Source organism: Niveibacterium sp. COAC-50, assembly GCF_013184235.1.
Lineage (GTDB): Bacteria > Pseudomonadota > Gammaproteobacteria > Burkholderiales > Rhodocyclaceae > Niveibacterium > Niveibacterium microcysteis.
In genome coordinates this window covers 338,394-360,000 of sequence record NZ_JABCJM010000003.1, presented here as the reverse complement: position 1 = coordinate 360,000, position 21,607 = coordinate 338,394, and the positions used below count along the sequence as shown (strand labels likewise).

At 63.1% G+C, this 21,607-nt stretch carries 23 protein-coding genes; 10 read left to right on the top strand and 13 right to left on the bottom strand.

Annotated features, from left to right (window positions below; translation table 11 throughout):
• From HH302_RS14815 to HH302_RS14770, 10 genes are all read left to right on the top strand, one after another.
• Entirely contained in the window at positions 1–693 is a 693-nt protein-coding gene (locus HH302_RS14815) for a flagellar hook assembly protein FlgD (RefSeq protein WP_172203006.1), read from the top strand.
• Positions 694–712: 19 nt separating this feature from the next.
• A complete protein-coding gene (gene flgE, locus HH302_RS14810) occupies positions 713–1,948 on the top strand; it encodes a flagellar hook protein FlgE (RefSeq protein WP_172203005.1) in 1,236 nt (411 codons plus the stop codon).
• A 71-nt stretch (positions 1,949–2,019) separates the two neighbouring features.
• Positions 2,020–2,760 (top strand): flagellar basal-body rod protein FlgF, encoded by a 741-nt coding sequence (flgF, locus tag HH302_RS14805; RefSeq protein WP_172203004.1) that lies wholly within the window; start codon positions 2,020–2,022, stop codon positions 2,758–2,760.
• Positions 2,761–2,860: 100 nt separating this feature from the next.
• Entirely contained in the window at positions 2,861–3,643 is a 783-nt protein-coding gene (gene flgG, locus HH302_RS14800) for a flagellar basal-body rod protein FlgG (protein ID WP_172203003.1), read from the top strand.
• Positions 3,644–3,825: 182 nt separating this feature from the next.
• On the top strand, positions 3,826–4,326 hold the full coding sequence (locus tag HH302_RS14795; protein WP_371814726.1) for a flagellar basal body L-ring protein FlgH: 501 nt from the start codon (positions 3,826–3,828) through the stop codon (positions 4,324–4,326).
• 42 nt (positions 4,327–4,368) lie between these two features.
• Positions 4,369–5,472 (top strand): flagellar basal body P-ring protein FlgI, encoded by a 1,104-nt coding sequence (locus HH302_RS14790; RefSeq protein ID WP_172203002.1) that lies wholly within the window; start codon positions 4,369–4,371, stop codon positions 5,470–5,472.
• A gap of 11 nt (positions 5,473–5,483) precedes the next feature.
• Positions 5,484–6,395: a flagellar assembly peptidoglycan hydrolase FlgJ gene (gene flgJ, locus HH302_RS14785; RefSeq protein WP_172203001.1), complete on the top strand. Its 912-nt coding sequence runs from the start codon at positions 5,484–5,486 to the stop codon at positions 6,393–6,395.
• Positions 6,396–6,555: 160 nt separating this feature from the next.
• On the top strand, positions 6,556–8,550 hold the full coding sequence (gene flgK, locus HH302_RS14780) for a flagellar hook-associated protein FlgK (protein ID WP_172203000.1): 1,995 nt from the start codon (positions 6,556–6,558) through the stop codon (positions 8,548–8,550).
• A 17-nt stretch (positions 8,551–8,567) separates the two neighbouring features.
• The gene (gene flgL / locus HH302_RS14775; protein ID WP_172202999.1) at positions 8,568–9,752 is read left to right on the top strand and encodes a flagellar hook-associated protein FlgL; all 1,185 of its coding nucleotides are present in this window, start codon (positions 8,568–8,570) and stop codon (positions 9,750–9,752) included.
• 5 nt (positions 9,753–9,757) lie between these two features.
• A complete protein-coding gene (locus HH302_RS14770) occupies positions 9,758–10,192 on the top strand; it encodes a hypothetical protein (protein ID WP_172202998.1) in 435 nt (144 codons plus the stop codon).
• Positions 10,193–10,206: 14 nt separating this feature from the next.
• Here HH302_RS14770 and fliR read toward each other — a convergent pair whose 3' ends face one another.
• The 13 genes from fliR to fliF form a co-directional block, all read right to left on the bottom strand.
• Positions 10,207–10,995, bottom strand: a complete 789-nt coding sequence (fliR, locus tag HH302_RS14765; RefSeq protein ID WP_172202997.1) for a flagellar biosynthetic protein FliR — start codon at positions 10,993–10,995, stop codon at positions 10,207–10,209.
• A 10-nt stretch (positions 10,996–11,005) separates the two neighbouring features.
• Entirely contained in the window at positions 11,006–11,275 is a 270-nt protein-coding gene (fliQ, locus tag HH302_RS14760; protein ID WP_172202996.1) for a flagellar biosynthesis protein FliQ, read from the bottom strand.
• Positions 11,276–11,284: 9 nt separating this feature from the next.
• Positions 11,285–12,028 (bottom strand): flagellar type III secretion system pore protein FliP, encoded by a 744-nt coding sequence (fliP, locus tag HH302_RS14755; RefSeq protein WP_172202995.1) that lies wholly within the window; start codon positions 12,026–12,028, stop codon positions 11,285–11,287.
• The gene (gene fliO / locus HH302_RS14750) at positions 12,018–12,440 is read right to left on the bottom strand and encodes a flagellar biosynthetic protein FliO (RefSeq protein WP_246479851.1); all 423 of its coding nucleotides are present in this window, start codon (positions 12,438–12,440) and stop codon (positions 12,018–12,020) included. Before fliO ends, fliP begins: the two co-directional genes overlap by 11 nt.
• 184 nt (positions 12,441–12,624) lie before the next feature.
• Entirely contained in the window at positions 12,625–13,041 is a 417-nt protein-coding gene (gene fliN, locus HH302_RS14745) for a flagellar motor switch protein FliN (RefSeq protein WP_172202994.1), read from the bottom strand.
• Entirely contained in the window at positions 13,034–14,053 is a 1,020-nt protein-coding gene (gene fliM / locus HH302_RS14740; protein ID WP_172202993.1) for a flagellar motor switch protein FliM, read from the bottom strand. The genes fliN and fliM overlap by 8 nt, the downstream gene beginning before the upstream one ends.
• Before the next feature lie 30 nt (positions 14,054–14,083).
• Positions 14,084–14,584, bottom strand: a complete 501-nt coding sequence (locus HH302_RS14735; RefSeq protein WP_253946159.1) for a flagellar basal body-associated FliL family protein — start codon at positions 14,582–14,584, stop codon at positions 14,084–14,086.
• 199 nt (positions 14,585–14,783) lie between these two features.
• Positions 14,784–15,950: a flagellar hook-length control protein FliK gene (locus HH302_RS14730; protein WP_172202991.1), complete on the bottom strand. Its 1,167-nt coding sequence runs from the start codon at positions 15,948–15,950 to the stop codon at positions 14,784–14,786.
• Positions 15,951–16,018: 68 nt separating this feature from the next.
• A complete protein-coding gene (gene fliJ, locus HH302_RS14725) occupies positions 16,019–16,528 on the bottom strand; it encodes a flagellar export protein FliJ (RefSeq protein WP_172202990.1) in 510 nt (169 codons plus the stop codon).
• A 110-nt stretch (positions 16,529–16,638) separates the two neighbouring features.
• Positions 16,639–18,042: a flagellar protein export ATPase FliI gene (fliI, locus tag HH302_RS14720; RefSeq protein WP_172202989.1), complete on the bottom strand. Its 1,404-nt coding sequence runs from the start codon at positions 18,040–18,042 to the stop codon at positions 16,639–16,641.
• A complete protein-coding gene (locus HH302_RS14715) occupies positions 18,042–18,758 on the bottom strand; it encodes a FliH/SctL family protein (protein WP_172202988.1) in 717 nt (238 codons plus the stop codon). Before HH302_RS14715 ends, fliI begins: the two co-directional genes overlap by 1 nt.
• Positions 18,759–18,776: 18 nt before the next feature.
• The gene (fliG, locus tag HH302_RS14710; protein WP_172202987.1) at positions 18,777–19,775 is read right to left on the bottom strand and encodes a flagellar motor switch protein FliG; all 999 of its coding nucleotides are present in this window, start codon (positions 19,773–19,775) and stop codon (positions 18,777–18,779) included.
• A complete protein-coding gene (gene fliF, locus HH302_RS14705; RefSeq protein ID WP_172202986.1) occupies positions 19,762–21,486 on the bottom strand; it encodes a flagellar basal-body MS-ring/collar protein FliF in 1,725 nt (574 codons plus the stop codon). The genes fliG and fliF overlap by 14 nt, the downstream gene beginning before the upstream one ends.
• Between the last annotated feature and the right edge of the window lie 121 nt (positions 21,487–21,607).

The window sequence follows — 21,607 nt, the reverse complement described above, 5'->3', positions numbered from 1 at the left end:
ATGTTTATCTCGAATAACACCACGAGTGGCGCAGGCGTCGTCAGTTCGGATCTGCTCAACAGCCTCAACGGCACGACGAAGAAGAGCAGCACGAGCACCGATGCAGTCTCAGAGGATCGATTCCTGACCATGCTGACGACCCAGCTGAAGAATCAGGATCCGATGAATCCGTTGGACAACTCGCAGATGACTTCTCAGCTTGCGCAGATCAGCACGGTGGATGGTTTGAAGAAGGTGAACAGCACACTCGAGTCGATGCTGGGCACCTTCCAGACCAACGAGACGATGCAGGCGGCAGCAATGGTCGGCCGTGGCGTGCTGGTCGATGGAAAGGGCCTTCAGCTCTACAACGGTCAGGCACTTGGTGGCGTTGAGCTTGCCTCGGCGGCGGACAAAGTGAAGGTTTCGATCGTGGATTCGAGCGGCTCAGAGGTCGCCAATCTGGACCTCGGCGATCTCGATGCGGGATCGCATGTCTTCACCTGGGACGGCAAGACCAGCGCAGGGGCCGATGCGGCCGCCGGCAACTACACGATCAAGGTCAGCGCCGTGCAGGGCGACAAGGCTGTCGAGGCCACGGCTCTGCAGCTGGGCACGGTGAGCAGCATCGTGCGTGGCGCGAAGGGTGTGGATATTGAAGTAGGCCGGCTCGGCATGTTCTCGATGTCGGATATCAAGCGGATTCTGTCCTGAGCGGGCAAGGAGAAGGACCATGGCATTCCAGCAAGGCCTCAGCGGGCTTAACGGCGCATCCAAGGCGATCGACGTCATCAGCAACAACGTTGCCAACACCAGCACGATCGGCTTCAAGAGCGCGCAGACCAAGTTCAACGATGTCTATGCCGCAGCGCTCAATGGCGCAGCCGCCGGTGTACAGGTCGGTATCGGTGTGAACGTCGGCGCGGTGGCGCAGCTCTTCAACCAGGGCAACATCACACCGACCGGCAACCCACTTGATCTGGCGATCAACGGCAACGGGTTCTTCCGGGTACAGCAGCCTGGCGGTGCGATTTCCTACACCCGTAACGGGCAGTTCGAGATCGACAAGGATGGCTATGTTGTGAACTCGGCCGGCTACCGGCTGCAGGGTTATCCGGCGAACGCGCTGGGTGTGATCCTGCCGGCGACACCGAGCGACATCTACCTGAATACCGCCGACCTGCAGCCGAAGCAGACCGAATCGGTCAAGATGGGCATCAACCTGGATTCCCGCCAGACCGTTCCGACCGTGCCGTTCGCGAGTACCGCTGCGGCGCCGCTTCCCGACCCACTGTCGTACAACTCGTCGACCTCAGTATCGATCTTCGATTCACTCGGTAACTCCCACATCTACACGATGTACTTCGTGAAGACCGGTGGCGGCACCTGGGATATGCATACCTCGGTGGATGGCGGTGTCGCCTCCGCTGCGACCCCGCTGGCCTTTGATTCGTCCGGCACCTTGACGACGACGATGCCGCTGGCGATGACGGCGACGATCGCTGCGTCGTTCGGCGCCGTGTCGCCGATCCCGTTCGAACTCGACTTCACCGGCACCACACAGTACGGCAGCGCCTTCGGTATCAACCGTCAGTTGCAGGACGGTTTCGCCTCTGGCCGCCTGTCGGGCATCACGATCGCGCAGGACGGGACGCTGCAGGGCCGCTACAGCAACGGCCAGTCGAAGATCCTCGGCCAGACCGTGCTGGCGAGCTTCGCCAACCCGAATGGCTTGCTCTCGCTCGGCCAGAACCTGTGGGGCGAGTCGCCCGAATCGGGTCAGCCGCTGGTTGGTAGCCCGGGCTCCGGCAGCCTTGGCTTGGTGCAGGCCGGTTCGGTGGAGGAATCGAACGTCGATCTGACCGCAGCACTGGTCGATCTGATCACCCAGCAGCGCAGTTACCAAGCGAATTCGCAGTCGATCAAGACGCAGGATCAGATCCTGCAGACCCTGGTCAACCTGCGGTAAGGGTCGGCTGAGGGGGGGTTGTGACCCGCACGTAGCCAAAGCAGTCAAGCCAACGGAAACGGAAACCACAAATGGACCGTGCGATCTATACAGCGATGACCGGCGCCAAGAGCACTTTGCTGCAACAGGCATCGGTTGGACACAACCTCTCCAACGCCACCACCGACGGCTTCCGTTCGGAACTGCATCGCCTGCGGGCGGTGCCGGTCCAGACGCAGGCCTTGCCGTCGCGCGCCTTTGTTGTCGATGCGAGTGTGGCCAACGACTTCACCCCTGGCGCACTGCAATCGACCGGCCGCGCGCTGGACGTTGCGATCAATGGCAAGGGCTGGTTCGCGGTGCAAACGCCGGACGGTGGCGAGGCCTACACCCGCGCCGGCCGATTCGAAGTGAGCGCCAACGGCGAGCTGGTCAACGAGCGTGGCCTGCAGGTGCTCGGCGAGGGCGGGCCGATCGCGTTGCCCCCCGATAACAGCTACGAAATTGCCGGTGACGGCACGATCAGTGCGATTCCGCGTACCGGAAGCCGCAACAACGCCGAGGTGGTGGGGCGCCTGAAGCTGGTGAACCCGGAAGAGGCGCAGATCCAGCGTGGTGACGATGGCTACTTCCGCCTCGCCAGCGGGCAGCCGGCCGAAGCCGACCCAGCGGTAAAGGTCGCTGGTGGTTACGTCGAGTCGAGCAACGTGAACATCGTTGAGCAAATGGTTCAGATGATTTCGCTCGCACGCCAGTTCGAAACCCAGACCCGCATGATGACCGCGATCGATACGAACGCGAAGGCGGCGGATCAGGTGCTGTCGGTCACCTGACCAGGACGATGAATTGAAGCCGGCTTTGCCCGCTTATCCGGGCTAGGTCGCTTGATGCGGGCGCCGACAATGGTGTCACGCGTGTAGAAGGAGAAGCACCATGGTTCCCGCACTTTGGGTGGCCCGTACCGGTCTCGATGCCCAGCAAACACAGCTGGACGTCATTTCGAACAACCTTGCGAACGTCAGCACCAATGGCTACAAGCGTGCTCGCGCGGTGTTCGAGGATCTCCTCTACCAGACCTTGCGCCAGCCCGGCGCACAGTCCTCACAGCAGACACAGATTCCGTCCGGCCTGCAGCTGGGTACCGGTGTTCGCCCGGTCGCCACGGTCAAGAACCATAGCCAGGGCAACCTTCAGCAGACCGGCAACACCCTGGACGTCGCAATCCAGGGCGAAGGCTATTTTCAGATCCTCCTGCCCGATGGCACGCTCGGTTACACGCGCGACGGTTCCTTCCAGAAGGACAACACAGGTCAGATGGTCACATCGAGCGGTTATCCGCTCGATCCGTCGATCACGATCCCGCCGAACGCCCAGTCCGTGACGATTGGCAAGGACGGCGTCGTCAGCGTCACGACGCCCGGCACTGCAGCGCCGACGCAGATCGGCACGATCCAGGTGGCGACGTTCGTCAATCCGGCAGGCTTGCAATCGGTTGGTGAAAACCTGTTCCTCGAAACCGCGTCGAGTGGCACGCCGACGCCGACGACGCCCGGTACGAATGGTGCGGGTGTGCTGAATCAGAACTACGTTGAAACCTCCAACGTGAACGTGGCGGAAGAGCTTGTCGGGCTGATCCAGACGCAGCGTGCCTACGAATTCAACTCCAAGGTTGTGAGTACCGCAGACGCGATGCTGGGCCGCCTCTCGCAACTCTGAAGGGGATGATCATGTGCCGGCTCGCTCAACTGACCATGCTGATGTCGGCCGCGTTGCTGACGGCTTGCGTGACGCCGCCGATGACCAACGTGCAGCAGCCGATGACGACGCGGGCGCAACCGCGCCCGGTGAGCGAGCCGATTGCAGGTTCACTGTTCAGCACCAATGCCGCGCAGCGCGGCATGTTCGAAGATCGCCGCGCACGCCTCGTCGGCGACACGTTGACGATCAATTTGGTCGAAAAGACTGCCGCAACGAAAAACGCCAACAGCAGCGCGAGCCGCGATTCGGAAATCAGCGCGAGCATTCCGACCATGACCAAAGTACCGCTCAAGTACCTGCAGGGGCTCGATCTGGCGGCAAGCACCGGTAACACCTTCTCGGGCAAGGGCGCGTCGTCGGCCAACAACAACTTCACCGGCACGATTACCGTCACGGTGATCGACGTGTACCCGAACGGCAACCTGCTGGTTTCGGGCGAGAAACGTGTTGCGATCAACCAGGGCGACGAATTCATCCGCTTCTCGGGCGTCGTGAATCCGATGCATGTGACGGCCGCCAATGCGGTGAATTCCACGCAGGTGGCCGATGCCCGCATCGAATACAAGGGCAGCGGCTATATCGACGATGCGCAGCAGATGGGCTGGCTGACGCGCTTCTTCCAGGTCATTTCGCCGTTCTGATTGTCGGCGCGGGCCCGGGACGCAGGAAGCTGAGGAAACGACATGCGCAGATGGATTCGGGGAATGCTCGCCGCGGCGGTGCTGCTTGGCAGCGTGGCGGCCAGTGCGGAGCGCATCAAGGACATCGCCAACTTCGCAGGCGTGCGCAGCAACCCGCTGGTTGGCTACGGCCTGGTCGTGGGTTTGGACGGCAGCGGCGACCAGACAACGCAGACCCCGTTCACCGTGCAGAGCATCGTGAACATGCTGTCGAACATGGGCATCGCGTTGCCGCCGGGCGTGAGCCTGCAACTCAAGAACGTCGCCGCGGTGATGGTGACCGCCACGCTGCCGCCCTTCGCGCAGCCGGGCCAGGCGATCGACGTGACCGCCTCGTCGCTCGGCAACGCCAAGAGTCTCAAGGGCGGCACGCTGCTGATGACGCCGCTGAAGGGCGCGGATGGCAATGTGTACGCGCTGGCGCAAGGCAACCTTGTGATCAGCGGTGCGAGCGGCGGTGGTGGCGGCTCCAAGGTCACCGTGAATCATCTGTCTGCGGGCCGCATTCCGGGTGGCGCGACCGTGGAGCGAGCGGTGCTGATGCCGGTCGGGGCTGAGGATACGGTGTCGGTGGAGCTCAAGGACGCCGATTTCGGCACCGCACAGAAAGTGGCCGATGCGATCAACCGCAACCTCGGCAGCGGCTTGGCGGCTGCGCTGGATGGTCGCAGGATCCAGGTGAAGGCGCCGGCGGAACCGGATCGCCGCGTCGCCTTCCTCGGCATGATCGAGAACCTCGACGTGACGCCCGAGCAAGGCATGGCGCGGGTGGTCGTAAATTCGCGTACCGGCTCGGTAGTGATGAACCGCGCGGTTCAGCTGCAAGATTGCGCCGTCGCGCACGGCAACCTGACGGTGACTGTGACGGCCGACAACCAGGTCAGCCAGCCGGGCGCATTCTCGAACGGGCAGACGCGCAACGTGCAGAACGCGCAGGTGGACATCAAGCAGGAGCCCGGCAATCTGATCCGCGTGAAGGCTGGCGCCAATCTGGCGGACGTGGTGAAAGCGATCAATGCGGTGGGCGCCAATCCGCTGGACATGATTGCGATCCTGCAGGCAATGAAGGCCGCGGGCGCCCTGCGCGCCGAGCTGGAAGTGATCTGACGGCGGCGCCCATGGCTGCTCCAGTCCAGGATTCGATCTTCGATACACGCCGGCTGGCCGATCTTAAGCGGCTGTCCAGCGAACGCTCGCCGGAATCGATCAAGGCGGTGGCGCAGCAGTTCGAAGCGCTGTTCGTGCAGATGATCATGAAGCAGATGCGCGAGAGCACCACGTTTGGTGGGCCGAGCTTCGACGGTGAGACCGCAAAGTTCTACCGTGGCATGGCCGACCAGCAGCTCGCGCTCAATCTCTCCAAGGGCAGGGGTATCGGTCTGGCGCGCGCGATCGAGCGCCAGATGGGCGCCAACATGGGCATCGATACCGGCTTGTCGAAAGACATCCCGGCACCGCCGGCGCGTGCGGTGTTGCCAGGGGCGGTGGCGGCAAAGTCTGCCGCGATGCCGGCGAACGGGCAGAATTCGCCGGCGGCTAACACCGCCGGGAACACTTCAAACGGTTTCGTCGACAAGATCTGGTCGCACGCACAGGCTGCCGCGAGGGCGCTCGGCGTACCGGCGCAGTTTGTGGTGGGGCATGCGGCGCTGGAGACGGGCTGGGGCAAGGGTGAGATCACGCGGGCCAACGGCGCGCCCTCCTACAACCTGTTCAACATCAAGGCCGGTGCGGACTGGAAGGGCGACACCGTAGAGGCTTCAACGATCGAATACATGGGCGGCGTGCCGACTCGCCGCACCGAGCGCTTCCGCGCCTATGCCTCATACGATGAGGCGTTCCGCGACTACGCGCGTTTGCTCACAGCCAATCCGCGCTACGCGCAGGTCAGCGGCCAGGCAGACGCAGCGGGCTTTGCCCAGGCGCTGAGCCGTGGCGGCTACGCGACCGACCCGATGTACGCCGACAAGCTCACCCGCATCATCGGCGGCAATACGCTGCGCACTGCACTGTCCTCCGACAGTCTCTGAACCGCCTCCCGACTGACACTGGCGCGGCCGTTTGCGGCCGAGCGGCTGCGTGGTCGTCGCTTTGCAATAGCGCGGGCAAACCCAAGTATTTCAAGGTGTTTGCAAAGCAGGCAAAGGAATTGCTTAGAAGTGCCGTAAAGGGCATTACGAGGCAATCGTCATGGGCAACAGCGTACTCAACATCGGTATCTCAGGCATCAACGCTGCGCAGGCGGGTCTGGTCACGACCGGCCACAACATCTCGAACGCCTCGACTGCCGGGTATAGCCGCCAGCAAATCGTCCAGAGCACCAACCAACCGGTGTTTTCGGGGGCCGGCTACTTTGGCCAAGGCACGAATGTCCAGACGATCAAGCGCAGCTACAACAGCTATCTCGAACAGCAGGTGCTGACGGCCAATTCGCGCTATCAGGAGATGAACACCTACTACGAGCAGGTCAAGCAGATCGACGACCTGTTCGGTGACCCGAGCGCGGGCTTGTCGCCGGCCATTCAGGATTTCTTCAAAGGCGTGCAGAGCGTGGCGGCAAACGCTACCAGTATCCCTTCGCGCCAGTCGATGCTGTCGCAATCCGAGGCGTTGGTCGCGCGCTTCCAGACGCTCAATACGCGCATCGACGAGTTGCGTGACCTGGTTGGCGGCGAGATCAATGGCACCGTTACCGAGATCAACAGCCTTGCGGGCCAGATCGGCGAGCTGAACCAGCGCATCATCTACGCGTCGAACATCGGCGCTGGCCAACCGCCGAACGACCTGCTCGACGAGCGCGCCCAGTTGGTGTCGCAGCTCAACGATCAGGTACGCGTGACGACGATGTCGAACGAAGACGGCTCGATCAACGTTTTCGTCGGGAATGGTCAGCCTCTGGTGGTGCGTTCCGATGTCGCAACGCTGACCGCTCAACCTTCACGTGCCGACCTGTCGCGCATTGTCGTCGCGATTCAGTTGCCGACCGGCGGTGGGCAGGAATTGCCGGATGCGGCATTTTCTGGCGGCAAACTTTCCGGTTTGCTCAACTTCCGTAGCGAATCGCTGGACTCGGTGCAGAATGGTCTCGGACGCCTGGCCCTCGGCATCACCCAGACTTTCAATGCCCAGCATCGCCTTGGCCAGGATCTCGACGGCGCACTGGGTGGCGACTATTTCCAGCCGCTGGCCGGTCGCACGATCTATCCGAACAGCCCGTCGAACACCGGTACGGCTCAGATTGATGTGCCGATCACGAATGCGTCCGACCTCACGACCAGTGACTATTCGCTGACCTACACCGCGGCGAATACCTTCCAGTTGGTTCGGCGCTCCGATTCGCAGGTGTGGACCGCCTCCGGTGCCACACCCGCAGCCGCGCTGGCTGCGGTGCTCGCGGCTGCGCCATCGCAAGGTTTTTCGATGACCTTGAGCGGCGTGCCAGCTGTAGGCGATAGCTTCACGATTCAGCCGACCCGTGCAGCAGCCGATCAGTTTGCGGTGGCGATCAAGGATCCGCGCCTGATCGCAGCCGCCGCGCCGATCCGGACCCTGGCGACCAACGCGAATACCGGCTCCGCGAGCATTACGCAGGGTGTGGTGAGCGATGTCACCAATCTCGCGCCGCCGCCCGCGCTGACCTTGCCGCTAACCTTCACGTACAACGCGGGCAACCTTTCCGGTTTTCCGGCAGGTTTCCCGATCACGGTTACGCAGCCGAACGGCACCAGCACGAGCTACCCGGCGGGTGGGCCGATTCCATATTCGGATGGCGCCAAGATCGCGTTCGGCGGCGTGTCCTTCACGATTTCCGGCACACCGAAGAACGGCGATAGCTTCACCATGGAGCGCAACCCTGGTGGGGTGTCGGATAGCCGCAATGCGGTCTTGCTGGGCCAGCTTCAGCAGGTGAAGACGCTGATCGGCAATTCAGCGAGCTACGAAGCTGCCTATGCGCAGCTGGTCGGTGAGATCGGTTCGCGAACGCGTGAAGTACAGGTGACTTCGGAGTCGCAGAAGGTGGTTGCTGAGCGTGCCAAGGATGCCCAGCAGGCACTGGTGGGGGTGAACCTCGATGAGGAGGCGGCCAATCTGGTCCGCTACCAGCAGGCGTATCAGGCGGCAGGCAAGGTCATGCAGGTCGCCAGCACGCTGTTTAACGAGATTTTGGCGATCGGCCGTGGATGATTGACTGGAGCTAAGCCATGCGTGTTTCAACCGGAATGATTTATGACAATGGAACGACCCAGTTCCAGAATCGCGCCGGCGATTTGCTGAAACTCCAGCAGCAGATCTCCACCGGGCGGCGCGTCGTGGCCCCGTCGGATGATCCGATTGCTGCGTCGTCGGCGTTGATCGTTCAGCAGGCGAAGGGCGTCAACGAGCAGTGGGCAACCAACCGCGGCTCGGCGAAGGACTCGTTGCAGATCGTTGAGAGCAAGCTCTCAGGCGTCAGCGACCTGATCGCCTACCTCAAGGAGAAGACCATCCAGGCAGGCAATGGCTCGCTCAGCCCAGCTGACCGCAAGTCGATTGCGGTTGATGTACGGGCGCGTTTCGATGCGTTGGTCGGTCTTGCCAACAGCAACGATCCGCAAGGCGGCTACCTCTTCGCGGGCTTTCAGACGGACACGCAACCCTTTGTTGGCAGCATTGCCAGCGGTGTCATCTATCAGGGCGACCAGGGGTCGCGGGCGCTGCAGATCAGCGATTCACGCGTGATCCCGGTCAGCAATTCGGGCAACGAGGTGTTCATGGACATCCCGAACCTGAACGGCGCCTTCCACACATCGGCTGGCGCAAGCAATTCCGGCGCTGCCGTGATTGACGACGGATCGGTCACCGGCACCTACACCGGTAACCAATACCGCATCGACTTCACCGGCCCCGGTAGCTATGACGTGTACGACGTGACGGCAGGCGGTGGGCCGATCAGCAGCGGTAGCTATGTCAGCGGTACCTCGATCGCTTTCGCGGGCATCCAGGTTTCGGTGTCGGGGACGCCGGCGGCGGGCGATACCTTCAGTATCGATCCCGGCGGTTATACCGATATCTTCAATACGATCAAGACCTTCGTCGGGGCTCTGGAAAACTCCAGCGGCGCTGCGCTCAATACGCAGGTGACGCAGACTCTGGGCAAGCTCGACAAGGCGCTCGATAACGTGCTGCGTGTGACGGCCTCGGTCGGTTCGCGGGTCAACGAGGTACAGGCCGCAGAATCGGTCGGCTCGCAGGCTGATCTGCAGTACGCAAGCACGATCTCGCGCCTCACGGATCTGGACTACGCGCAGGCCAGCTCAGACGTCTCGCAGAAGACAGTTGCTTTGCAGGCTGCACAGCAGGCGTTCGTCAAGACCACGGGCCTGTCGCTCTTCAACTACATCGGGTGAGCGCCATGCGTAGGCCAATGCTCGTGCTGTTGCTTGGCGCGCTCGGTGCCTGTTCGAGCATCAAGGGTGACTATCCGTCCACACCGCTGATTCCCAACGCCGCAATCAACGTTGCGGACGGGCTGACCATCGCCCTGGAGGATATTGTTGCCGGTGCTGCGGTGATCGGCGTTGCCTACTACGTGATCGATCCGCTGGCGCCGAACTGGACGCTGCGCGCCGTGCGGCTCGACGAAGACCGCTACCGCATCGCGATGCGCATGAAGCGCTTTCACATGGGCGGCGAGGGTGAGGCGATGCAGCTCTTCAAGCGTCAGGCCGAAGACATGGTGCGGGCGCAGGGCTACAGCAGCTACACGATTGCCCGCTACGAGGAAGGGCAGGAGTCCAACTGGATTTCCGAGCGCGTTGCCAGCGGTGATCTGATCCTCAGGCGTTGAAGCCTCTCCGCGGATCAGTGGCCGGCGGCGATCTTCAAGAACATCCCGACGGTGTCGAACCCGCGCTCATACAGCGATTGAAGTACGCCGGCGAGCATTGGCAGGCAGGCTGCCAGCGCCACTACGCCGACCGTCAGCGTGATCGGAAATCCGAGTGCGAACAGGTTCAGTTGCGGCGCGGCTCGCGTGAGCACGCCGAGTGCGATGTTGGTGATCAACAGCGTTGTGACCGCCGGGAGTGCGAGCATCAGCCCGGTGACGAAGATGCTGCCGCCGCTGCGCACGATGATCTTGGCTGCATCGCCAGGAAAACCAACGCCACCTGCCGGCAGCCACTCGAAGCTGCGCACCACCGTTTCAATCACCAGCAAGTGCCCGTTGAGCGCAAGGAAGATCAGCGACGCGATCAGGCCGAGGAACTGAGCAATCACCGTGGTCTGGCCGGCTGATTGCGGATCGTAGAACATCGCAAACGACAGGCCCATCTGCAGACCGATCAAGTCGCCCGCGAGGTCGATCGCGACGAAGACAAGCCGAATCGTGAAGCCGATTGCGAAGCCGATCATCATCTCGGTGGCGATTGCGCCAACGACCAGAAAGGAACCGGGCGCAACGGCGGGCGAGGGTGGCAAAACCGGGGCGATCGCCATGGTGATTGCCAATCCGGTGACGAGCCGGATATGCCGAGGCATGCCGACGTTGTTGAAGATCGGTGCACTTGTCAGCATGGCCAGGATACGGAACGCCGGGTACGCGTACATCGCGAGCCAGCCCGCCCAGTCCGTGCTGGTGAAGGTGAACATGCCTGAAGTGCTATCCGATCAGGCCGGGGATCGACGCGTACAGCCGGCGGATGTAGTCGGTGATCGTGGTCAGCATCCAGGGGCCGGCGATCAGCAGTGTCACGAACATCGCCATCACCTTTGGTACGAAGGTCAGCGTCATCTCGTTGATCTGCGTGGCCGCCTGAAAGATTGACAGCACCAGGCCAACCACCAGCGCGCACAGCAGCGGTGGCGCAGAGACCAGCAACACGATTTCGATTGCGTCGCGCCCGAGGGCGATCACGGTCGTGGGTGTCATGTTCTTCCCCTACGCGAAACTATTGACGAGTGTTGCGACGACCAGATTCCAGCCATCGACCAGCACGAACAGCATTAACTTGAATGGCAGCGAGACGATCACGGGCGACATCATCATCATGCCCATGGACATCAGCACCGACGCGACCACCATGTCGATGATGAGGAAGGGCAGGAACACGATGAAGCCGATCTGGAATGCAGTCTTCAGCTCGCTGGTAACGAAGGCCGGGATGATCACGCGCATCGGCAGTTCTTCGGCCTTGTTCACCTTGGGTGTCTTGGCAAGTTGCGCGAAGAGGGAGAGATCCGCCTCCCGCATCTGCTTGAGCATGAAGCCCTTCACCGGCACCGAGGCCCGCTGCAAGGCAACGTCGAACTCGATGCGCCCCTCGGCCAGTGGCTTGTAGGCGTCCTCGTAGACCCGGTCCGCAACAGGGCTCATGATGAAGAACGTGAGGAACAGCGACAGCCCCATGATCACCTGGTTCGGCGGCGAGGTCTGGGTGCCGAGCGCATGACGCAGCAACGCGAAGACGATGATGATCCGGGTGAAGCTCGTCATCATCAGCACGATCGCGGGGATGAAGACCAAGGAGGTCATCATCACCAGCGTTTGCACGGTGATCGAGTAGGTCTGCGCGCCGCCCGGTCCGGGGGTGCTGCTGAAGGCGGGCAAAGCCTGTGCGAGCGCGGGCAGCGCAGTGAAAACAAGGGGCAGCGCGAGCAATGCGCGGCGTAGGTCAAGCTTCATGGCGACCCCCTTTCAGCAGGGATGCAAGCTTGCGCTGGAAGTCACCCTCGATCGGGGCTGGCGGCGCACTGCGAGGGACCTCGGCGGTGTCGAGTGTCTGCAGTGCGGTGATGCGACCGGGCGCAACGCCCAGCACCAGAACTTTTTCGCCCAGTTCGACCAAGACGACGCGCTCGCGTGGCCCGACGGCGGTGCCTCCGATGATGCGCAGCGTGGCCTGGCCGCTGCCGCTACGCGCCTGAAGCCGTTTTACGACATGCAGCAGGCCGTAGAGGCTGGCGAGTACCACGGCAAGCCCGAACAGCATCGACAGCAGACTGCCACCTGCATCGGCGACTGCGGCGGACGCCGAAGCGGGCGCAAGCAGGGCAGCGAGCAACGCGGGAAGAGACAGGCTTGAAGGTTTGGACATCGCGGTATCACCGGCTGGATATGCGATGCCATTTTGCGGCCGGCAAGAATTGCCGGCCCGCGGATTAGCGCGGGAAAGCGGGCCCTATTCCGATGCTTGGCGGGCGCGCTTTCCGTTGGCCTGGGTGTTCGCCGGCGTTCAGATCGTGCCAGCACCCATCATGGACAGGACTGCTTGCTGACCGTCAGAGGCCGCGAACCTTACGCATGCGCTCCGACGGCGTGATGATGTCGGTGAGACGGATACCGAACTTGTCGTTGACCACGACCACTTCGCCCTGCGCGATCAACGTGCCGTTGACCAGCACATCCATCGGTTCGCCCGCCAGCGCATCGAGTTCGACAACCGAGCCGTGGGCCAACTGCAGCAAGTTGCGGATCGAGAGTTTCGTGCGACCGAGTTCGACGGTGATCTGGACTGGGATGTCCAGAATCATGTCGAAGTCGTTCATCGACGTCGGTTTTTCTCCTGCGCCGAATTCCGGAAACGCGGCACGAGCGGGCTCTGGCGGTGGCGGTTCGGCCATCGCCGCGTCCGCAACCGCCTGCTCCTGCATTGCGGCTGCCCAGTCGTCTTCACTGATTTGTTCGTCTTCAGCCATCATGGCCTCCCAGTTTGGCCGCGATCAGGTTGATCTCGCGGTCCTCCGGCGGCACCAGCCGTTCGATTCGCACGGCGTGATAGCCGTGGCTGATGCCGTGTTTGCCCTCGAAAGCCGGTACGCCATCCACATGGCCCTGCACCAGCTCCGGTATGTCGAGCGGAATGATGTCGCCCACCTTGAATTGCACGACGTCGCGGAGCCTGACCGTTGTCTTCGCGAGGTCCACCGTGAGGTCGAGCTCGATGCTCTGGATCTGCTTCGTCATCAGGCCAACCCAGCGCTTGTCTTGCGTGAGGTGGTCAGACTGCATCGTGCTGTAGAGCAGATCGCGGATCGGTTCGACGGTGGAGTAGGGCAGGCACAGGTGCATGTCCGCCTGAGTGCCGCCGAATTCCAGCGCGAAGTTCATCGACACCACGATCTCGCTTGGCGTCGCGATATTGGCGAACTGCGGGTTCATCTCCGAGCGGACGTACTCGAACTGGATGCCGAACACCGGCGCCCAGGCCTTTTCCATCTCGCTGAATACCACCTGCAACAAGCCGCGAATGATGCGCTGTTCGGTCGCAGTGAAATCGCGCCCTTCAACCCGGGTGTGGAAGCGTCCGTCGCCGCCGAACATGTTGTCCACCACGAGGAACACCAGGTTCGGATCGAACACGATCAGGCCGGTGCCGCGCAGCGGCTTCACCATGATCAGGTTCAGGTTGGTCGGCACCACCAGGTTGCGTACGAACTCGCTGTACTTCTGCACCTTGATCGGCCCCACCGATACTTCGGTGTTGCGGTGCATGTAGTTGAAAAGCCCGATGCGCAGGTTGCGCGCAAAGCGCTCGTTGATGAGCTCCATCGTGGGCATGCGCCCACGAACAATCCGTTCCTGCGTCGCAAGGTTGTAGTTGCGTATGCCGCTGGTGTCGGTGTCGCCCTGGTCGACTTCATCGGTTTCACCGGTGACGCCACGGAGTAGCGCATCGACCTCTTCCTGCGAGAGAAAGTCTTGAGCCATGGTCGAGTCCCGGTCTGTCCCGTATTGTCCTTACTGGACGATGAAAGAAGTAAAGAGCACGGACACGATCGGCCCGCCCTCGTCGTGATCAGCGCCTTTTTTCTTCTTCTTGGGCGGCTCATAGCCCAGCGAGGTGTTCGCCTCCGTACGGATCTCCGCGGCGAGGGCCTCGCGCCCTTCGGGGTTGGCGATCTCGGACGCTTTCTTGCCCGACAGCAGCATCAGGATGCGATGGCGAATTTCGGGCATCAGCAGCTTGATCTGGTCGCCGGTGTGTGTGTCCGCCACGCGGAACGAGAGCACCACCTGCAGGTACTGCTCGCCGTTTTCCGGCTGCAGGTTTACGACGAAGGGTTCCAGCGGCACGAACACCGGCGGTGCCTTCGGATCGGCATGGGCAGCCGGTTTTTCCTCGTCGGCTTGAGCTTCTTCCCCTTCGGCCGCAGCCTTCTTCTTCTTGCCCAGCAGGAGAAAGGCGCCGCCTCCGGCAAGCGCGAGCCCCACCACCGCCGCGACGATGATGATCAGCATCTTCTTGCTCTTCTTCGGGGCGGCTTCGCCTTCGGCTGCAGGTTTGGCGGGCTTGCTGGACATTACAGAAATCCTTCTCGATCAGTCGGTGAGGCCTGACGGTACCTGAGTGTTTCCGGACTGAGGTACCGCTAGGGATGATTATTCCCTCTGTCTACGGCCATCAAAGCGCCGAACTGAGGCCTTCCGGACCGGTAATTCAGGCAAACGTATCAACCATGCCGCGGCCTGACTGCGACCAGGCCGGGCGGGCCAAGCCTACAACCTCGGCCGTGTCGTCCACCGCGACCTGGCGCGCGCCGCGTTGGGGTCCACCCCAGCTGCGTTGTTCCTGCGACGGATCGTTGGTGCCGTTCGCACTCACGTTGACCTGGCCCAGGTTGAGCCCAGCGTCGGTCATCAATTCGCGCAGTCGTGGGATCGATTGTTCGATCGCCTCGCGTGCTGCTGGCGTAGCGGTAACGAAATGCGCCGTGGTCTGGTCGCCGTTTACGTTCAGCGTGATCTCGACGCGGCCCAGGTGTGGCGGCGTGAGGATCAACTCCGCGCGGCCAAGCTCCTTGCCGGCCATCCAGACCATTCGGTTGCCCACGTCGTCTGCCCAGCCGCTTTGCGAAACCGGAGTGCGGACAGGGAACTGCGGTGCTTCGGTGCGTGCGGCCTCCGCCGTACGGTTGGCGAGCGTATCCGCCCAAGGTGACACCGTCGGTTGCGTCGGGGCACTTGCCTGAGCTGCCGTGTCCACGATGACAGCCTTGGTTTGCGCGGCTTTGCCGCTTGCTTCCGCGACAACCGCTGCGATGGGCTGCTTGGCCGAATCGCCAAGCGCGGTCACGGCGGGGTTGGGCTTTTCGTCGCTGGCTGTCGCGGCCGTGCGATTGCTGGTCTGGGCCAAAAGGGCATTCGCCGCAGCGGCCTTGTCCGATGTGTCAGCCGAGGTTTCGCCATTGCTGCCTTGCGCGGCAGGAACTGCCGCAGCCGGCAGCGCTTTGCCGTCCAGCGGCAAGAGGCTGCCGTCAGGGCTGCCGGTTTGCGCGGCCTGCGCATCGCCTTGTGTCGGCAGGGTGGCCGCAGGCTTCTCGGTGACCGGGGCGCCCAGCGAAGCCAGCAATGCAGCGGCGATTTGCGCGAGCCGCGCCGGATCGTCGGTGGCCGCCGTCGCATCGGTGTCCGAACGGTCGCTTGCCTTGTCGCTCTCCGCCTTCTGCGTCTTGGCTTTGGCGCCATCCAGCGCATTGGCGAAGTTCGCCGGCTTGCCGTTGTCCGTGCTTGATTCGGCGGCATTTGCCGGCTGATTCGCCTGCACCGGCGCGGTGTTGCTCACCGGGGCGGGCATTGGGCTTGGGCTCACGTTCATTGCTGGCATGTTCTGCTCCTCGGGGCGGTTGCCGCCGGCTGTGTCAGCCAGCTTTCAGCAAGGCGCGTGCCAGCGGCTCAGGTCGGGTCCGCGGGCCCTTCGGGCGTGATCGAGCCGTTGCCCGGTGTACTGTCGGAATCGTCCTGGGCTTCTTCCTGCTTGGTTCGAAAGAGCTTGGCCGAATGCTCGTCGGTAATGCGTTGTTCGGCCCGCGATTCCTTGCGAAGGGCAACTGCTTGCTGGCGTGTGGCGAGGGTGTCAAAGGCCTTCTTGCGGTTGCGTTCGTCCACCCAGGCTTGCTTGCCGGCCACGACCTGCTCACGGGCGCGCGCGACGATCTGTTCCTGCTCGAATACCGCTTCGTCGAGCTTCGCAATGAAAGTGGAGTAGTTGCGCCAGGCTTCGGGCGAGATGCCGGTCTGCGCGGCGGCGCGGAAGCGGTTGTGGTACTCCTCGCGGTACTGGACGAGGATTTCGAGCTTCTGCTCATGCGCCTGGCCGCTTGCGAGCAGTGCGCCAAGGCGCTTGGCCGCATCGTCCATGCGGCTCTGGGCAAGTTCGATCAGGGTTTGCAGTGCGTTGGACATGCGCGGGATGCAGCGAATCCGGCGGGGTGCCGGCTTTCAATATATACGCCGACAAGGCCGCGCGCGCAAAAGCACGCATCGGTTTGACCTGATCCGGCTATCACGGGCGATCAGGTTTCGACACCGAACAGCGTGTGCAGGGCAGCCAGGCTTTGCTCATAGCCGGCGCGCTCGTTGATGCCTTGCTGGAGGAAGGCTTCCAGCTGCGGATAGGCGCGCACAGCCTCGTCGAGCAGCACATCCGACCCGGCTTGATAGGCGCCGACGGCGATCAGGTCGCGCGAGCGCTGATAGCGCGAGAACAGTTGCTTGAAGCGCCTTACCAGCTCGAAATGCGAAGGCTTGATGAGGTTGTGCATCGCCCGCGAAATGGACTGCTCCATGTCGATCGCGGGGTAGTGCCCTTGATCCGCCAGTGCGCGGGACAACACGATGTGGCCGTCGAGGATCGCGCGGGCCGAGTCGGCAATCGGATCCTGCTGGTCGTCGCCTTCGGCGAGCACGGTGTAGAAGGCCGTGATGGACCCGCCCCCCTCTGGCCCGTTACCGGCGCGCTCGACCAACGCCGGCAAGCGCGCGAAGACCGACGGCGGGTAGCCGCGCGTAACCGGCGGTTCGCCGATCGCCAGCGCGATCTCGCGCTGTGCCATCGCGTAGCGGGTCAGCGAGTCCATGATCAGGAGCACTTGCTTGCCCTGATCGCGGAAGTGTTCTGCCACCGTGGTGGCATAGGCCGCCCCTTGCAGCCGCATCAGCGGACTGGTGTCTGCCGGTGCGGCCACGACAACCGAGCGCGCGCGCCCCTCTGGCCCGAGGTTCTGTTCGATGAACTCCTTCACCTCGCGGCCCCGTTCGCCAATCAGCCCGACGACGATCACTTCGGCCTCGGTGTAGCGCGCCATCATGCCGATCAGCACCGATTTGCCGACGCCAGAGCCTGCGAACAGACCCATCCGCTGACCACGCCCGATCGTCAGCAGCGCATTGATGGTGCGGATTCCGACGTCGAGACTTGCTGCGATCGGGGCGCGGAGCAGCGGGTTGAACGGCCGGCTCTGCAGCGAACGGGTGTGCTTCACTTCGAGCGGCCCGAGACCATCGAGCGGCCGGCCGGCGCCATCGACGACGCGGCCGAGCAGTTCATTGCCCACCGGTAGATGCTTCGCGCGGTCCGACGCGCGGCGCCGGGGTTCGACGCGTTCTGAGGTGCTCAGCTTGGGCTGTGCCGGATCGTTGGGTACCACTTGCGCGCCGGGCGCGAGGCCGAACACATCGTCGGTCGGCATCATGTACAGCTTGTCGCCCGTAAAGCCGACAACTTCGGCTTCCACCGACCCGCCGCCCGGAATCAGGATTCGGCAACCGGACCCAAGTGGTAGCTTCAGCCCCGAGGCCTCCATGACAAGGCCGTTGATCCGTGTCAGGCGGCCGGCGACCTGGTAGGGGGAGGCGACCGCCGCCATCTTGCGGCAGTCTTCCAGATAATCACGCCAGGAGTCGGCGAGGCGCGGCATCACTCATCCTCCCACGGATGTTCGCGAGAGAGGTTCTCGACCACCCGGCGCCAGCGCGTTGCGACCGTTGCGTCGAGCAGCGTGCCTGCAACTTCGATGCGGCAGCCACCGCGCTCGACCGAGTCGTCCTCCACGATGCGGTGACCCGCGTGGGCGTGCTGTTCGCCGAGGTATTGCCGTACCAGCGCATCGTCGGCCGAATTCACATGCAGCACCGCATGCTGCTGCGGCAACTGCGCCAGCGCTTCGCGAATCACGACCAGCAGGCTCTCGGGCCTTTGCTTGATCTGCTCCCGTACTACCAAACGCGCCACTTCAAGCGACAGCGCAAGAATCTCCGCGCCGATCGACTCGTCGAGATGATCCAGCGTGTCCTTGAACTGACCCAGCAACTGGTGCAGTTCAGCGGCCTCCAGTCGCCCGCGTGCGCTGCCTTCTTCGTAACCGATGTCGTAGCCGGCCTTGTAGGCTTCCTGATGAATCTGGTCGACCTCGTCGGCCGTCGGCAAGTGGACGCCGGGTGCGATCTCGATCGGGCCGGTGGGAAGCTCCGGCTCCGGTTCGATGATCGGCTCGGCGACGGGCTCCGGCGCTGGCGCCATGTCGATCGCTGGTTCGGGCTCGTCGAGAACCTGCGGCGCCGCAAAATCCTCGAACTGCACGCGGCGGTAGGCGCCGGTGGCCTGATTGGCGCGGATGACGAGTTCGTTTGCCATGGCTTATGCGGTTCCGCCTTAGACGAAGTCGTCGCCACCCTTGCCGCCGATGACGATCTGGCCTTCCTCGGCAAGGCGGCGGGCGATCTTGAGGATTTCCTTCTGCGAGGCTTCGACCTCCGAGAGGCGAACCGGGCCCTTCGATTCCAGGTCCTCGCGCAGCATTTCCGCCGCACGTTGCGACATGTTCTTGAACACCTTCTCGCGCATCTCCGGGTTGGCGCCCTTGAGTGCGATGACCAGCTGGTCGGACTGCACTTCGCGCAGAATCGTCTGGATGCCGCGGTCGTCGACGTCCATCAGGTTATCGAAGACGAACATTTCGTCGAGGATACGCTGGGCCAGATCCGGGTCGTACTCGCGCACGTTGTCGAGGATCGCGGTCTCCGCCGCACTGCCGACAAAGTTGAGGATGTCCGCCGCATGGCGTACACCGCCGATCGACGTCTTCTTCAGCTGCGTCGAGCCCGACAGCACGCGGGTGAGTGCTTCGTTCAGTTCCTTCAGCGCAGTCGGCTGCACACCGTCGAGCGTTGCGATGCGCAGCAGCACGTCGTTGCGTTGGCGCTCGGAGAAATGCTTGAGGATCTCGCCAGCGTGGTCGAACTCAAGGTGCACCAGGATCGTCGCGATGATCTGCGGGTGTTCGTTCTTGATCAGGTCAGCCGCAGTGGCCGCATCCATCCACTTGAGCGACTCGATACCCGCCGTGTCCGAGCCCTGCAGCACGCGCGAGAGCAGGTTGGCGGCGCGCTCGTCGCCGAGTGCCTTGGTCAGCATGATGCGGATCTTCTCGTCATCGGCCTGCACCGGCGAACTCTTCGCGGCGTAGATCGCAACCTCGTTGATCAAGGCCTCGATCACTTCGCGGCCTTGCGGCGTCAGCCGGGTCATTGCGAGGCCCAGCTTCTGCACCTCACGCGGCGACATGTGCTTGAGGATGTCCGCCGCCTCGTCAGGCCCCAGCGTGAGCAGGAGCAACGCGGCCTTGTTGATTCCCTCTTCAGCGTCGCTCATTTGGCTGGCTCCCCATCCATTCCTTCATCAGCGTTGCGATCACCTTCGGATTCTTCACCGCGATCTCGCGCACCTTCGCGATCTTGCGATCGAAGCTCATGCGCGCGATCTCTTCCATCCGCACTTCCGGCGGCAGCAACTGGTCGTCCGGCACTTCGCCTTGCTCGTTGAGCGTGACCACGTAGCCTTCCTCCTCTTCTTCGCCGCCTTCTTCGCCTGCTTCGGCGCCTTCGGCCACCACCGGCGGCGGTGCGACGGTACGGACCAACGGCCGCAGCACGCGCAGCCACAGGAAGGCTGCAACCAGGCCCAACAGGAGCCAGCGTGCCAGATCCAGCGCCATCGCGCGCAGTTCCGGATCCTTCCACCACGGCACTTCGTCGCCCTTGCGCAGCGATTCGGTGAAGGGCGCATTGGCCACGTTGACCGTGTCGCCGCGTGTTTCGTTGTAACCGACCGCTTCGCGCACGAGGTCGTTGACCTGCTTCATCTCGGCTTCAGACAGCGGCACGGTGCGAACGTTGCCTTTGGCGTCGCGCTCGCTGCGGTGGTTCACGACCACCGCCACCGAGAGGCGGCGAACCTGGCCCAGCGCGCGCTTGGTGTGCTGCACTGTCTTGTCGAGCTCGTAGTTTGTCGTCGAGTTCTTGCTCGACGAAAGCGGCTGCGCCTGGTTGGCGGCACCTGGGGTGCCCGGGGCGGCGGGCGTCGTGATCGGCGCAGTCGCCGGCACAGGCGGTTGGTTGCTCAGCGCGCCAGGCACGCCGGCCGGCGCCGGCTGCATCGTGGTGTTATCCGAGAGCTGCTGGCTGCGGATCGCCTGGTTGGGGCTCGGATTCGGCTTGTAGCTCTCTGCCGTCTGTTCCTGCTGATCGAAATCCACGTCCGCGGTGACTTGGGCGCGCAGGTTGGCCTGACCAACGATCGGTTCCAGGATGCTCTCGATGCGGCGCACGAAGCGATCTTCGAGTTCGCGCACATACTTGATCTGCGTGGCATCGAGCCCGCTTGGGTCGGCCTTGGTCGTCAGCAGGTTGCCGTTCTGATCGATGACGCTGACGGCCGAGGCGGTCAGTTGCGGCACCGATGCCGAGATCAGATTGACGATGCCAGCGATCTGGCCATTGTCCAGCGCGCGACCAGCATGCAGCGTGAGCACGACTGAGGCCGAGGGCTTCTGCTCATCGCGCAGGAAGGCGGTCTGTTTCGGAATCGCCAGATGCACACGCGCGTTCTGCACTGCATTGATCGAGCCGATGGTCCGGCCCAGTTCGCCTTCGAGGGCGCGCTGGTAGTTAACCTGTTCGAGGAATTGCGAAATGCCGATGCGGTTGCCTTCCATCAGCTCAAAGCCAACCGAACCGCCTTTCGGCAGGCCCTGGCTGGCCATGCGCAGGCGCAATTCTGCGGCTTGCTGCGCCGGCACCAGGATCGCCGAACCGTTGTCGGTGACCTTGAACGGCACGTTCTGCGCCTGCAGCGCCGTAATGATGGCGCCGCCGTCCTTCTCGGCCAGCCCGGAGAACAGCACCGCGTAGTTCGGTTGCTTGCTCCACAGCCAGACGCCGGTGAGCAGTGCGATCGAAACGGCAATCGCCGCGGCACCGGCAATTTTCTGGCGCGCGGTGAGGCGGTTGAAGTTGTCGCGGATCAGCTCAAGCGGCGATGTGGGCGGCGCGGGCTGGTCGGCAGTCAGTTCGGCTTCGGCCATGATCTTGACCTCTTGGGCGCAAAGGCCCTTTTCTGGATGGGTGCATTGTCTTGCCGCTGCCGCAAGTGCAAAGTCCGTTTAAGCGGCAGTTTTTGCCGCCTATTCGCCGCTTGTTGCCGGT